General features: G+C 67.9%; 1 protein-coding gene. It reads left to right on the forward strand.

From position 1 onward, the window contains the following. On the forward strand, window positions 1-1708 hold a 1708-nt coding region (locus tag VFZ66_22060; protein HEX6291886.1), incomplete at both ends, for an amino acid adenylation domain-containing protein.

A 1708-nucleotide genomic window follows, 5' to 3' on the forward strand; every position in this document is an offset into this window, starting at 1 on the left:
GCTGAGCCGCTACAGCGGCACGCCCGATGTCGTCTTCGGCGCGACCGTCGCTGGCCGTCCGCCGGAGCTGACCGGCGTCGAGCGCATGGTCGGCCTGTTCATCAACACCCTGCCCGTGCGAATCAAAGTCGCTCCTGAGGCGGTGCTGTTCGCCTGGCTTAAAAATGTGCAGGCGCAGCAAGCCGAGTTGCGGCAGTATGAGCACAGCTCGCTGGTAGAAATCCAGGGCTGGAGCAACGTTCCGCGTGGACAGGCGCTCTTCGAGAGCTTACTCATCTTTGAGAACTACCCGATCAACGAGGCCGTTGCGTCGAAACGTGAGCACACTCCGCTGCGCATGGAGCATGCGCGCGGTAGGGAGCAGAGCAACTATCCGCTCAACATCGCGGCGGTTCCAGGCGCGGCGCTAGAGTTCATTATCAGCTATGATCGCCGACGCTTCGATGATAGCGCGATCGACCGGATGCTGGGACACCTGAGCGTGCTGCTGACGAGCATGGCGCTCAATCCGGGGCAGCAGCTCGCCGAGCTGCCGCTGCTGACTGAGGCCGAGCGGCAGATGTTGAACGCGTGGAACGCGACGGCGTACGACTATCCGCGCGCGCCGCTGGTCCATGACCTGATCGCCCGGCAGGCGGCGCGCACGCCCACCGCCACCGCACTCGTGTGTGGCGACGAGCGCCTGAGCTACGCCGCCCTGGAACGTCGTGCCAATCAACTGGCGCAGCAGCTCCACCAGCTCGGCGTCGGGCCGGAGCGACGGGTGGCGGTCTATCTCGATCGCGCGCTCGATCTGGTCGTGGCGCTGCTGGCCGTGCTCAAGGCGGGCGGCGCCTACGTCCCGCTCGATCCCACCACGCCGTACGAGCGCCTCGCCTTCATCCTCGCCGATTGCCAGGCCTCCGTGCTGCTGACCACCTCCGCCCTGCGCAGCAGCCTGCCGCAGCACGCCGCCGTGGTGCTCTGCCTCGATACGGATGCCCCCGCCATCGCTGCCCAGCCCAGCATGCCGCCGCCGAGCACCGTGCAGCTCGATCACCTGGCCTACCTGATCTACACGTCGGGCACGACCGGCCAGCCCAAGGCGGTGCAGGTCGAGCATGGCAATCTGCTGCACACGCTCCACGCCAGCCAGCACGCCTTCGGCTATCGCGCCAGCGATGTCCAGCCCTGGCTCGCCTCGGTGGCCTTCGACATCGCCGCCTTCGAGCTATTCAACCCGCTGCTCGGCGGTGGCACGGTGGTGATCCAGACCCAGGCGCAGATCCTCGACCTGCCGCAGTTGGTGCGCGACCTGCAAGGCTGGACCCTGCTCCACGCCGTGCCCAGCCTGCTCCGCCAGATCGTGGAGCACGCCGCCGCACATGGTCCCGCGCCCTACGTCGGGCTGCGCCGCATCTGGGTCGGCGGCGATGTCGTGCCGCCCGACTTGCTCGCCGCCGCCCACGCCGTCTTCCCGCACGCGGACCTCGTCGTACTTTACGGCCCGACCGAAGGCACGATCATCTGCGCCTGTCACCGCGTCGATCCTAGCCACCTCCCCAGCCGCCCGGTGATTGGACGCCCGCTGCCCAACAGCCAGCTCCGCCTCATCGACGCCCACGGCCACGCGGTGCCGATCGGTGTGGTTGGCGAGCTGTACCTGGGCGGGCTGGGTGTTACGCGCGGCTACCTCCATCGTCCGGAGCTGACGGCGGAGAAGTACGTC

Source organism: Herpetosiphonaceae bacterium, assembly GCA_036374795.1.
In the GTDB taxonomy this organism is placed as follows: domain Bacteria; phylum Chloroflexota; class Chloroflexia; order Chloroflexales; family Kallotenuaceae; genus LB3-1.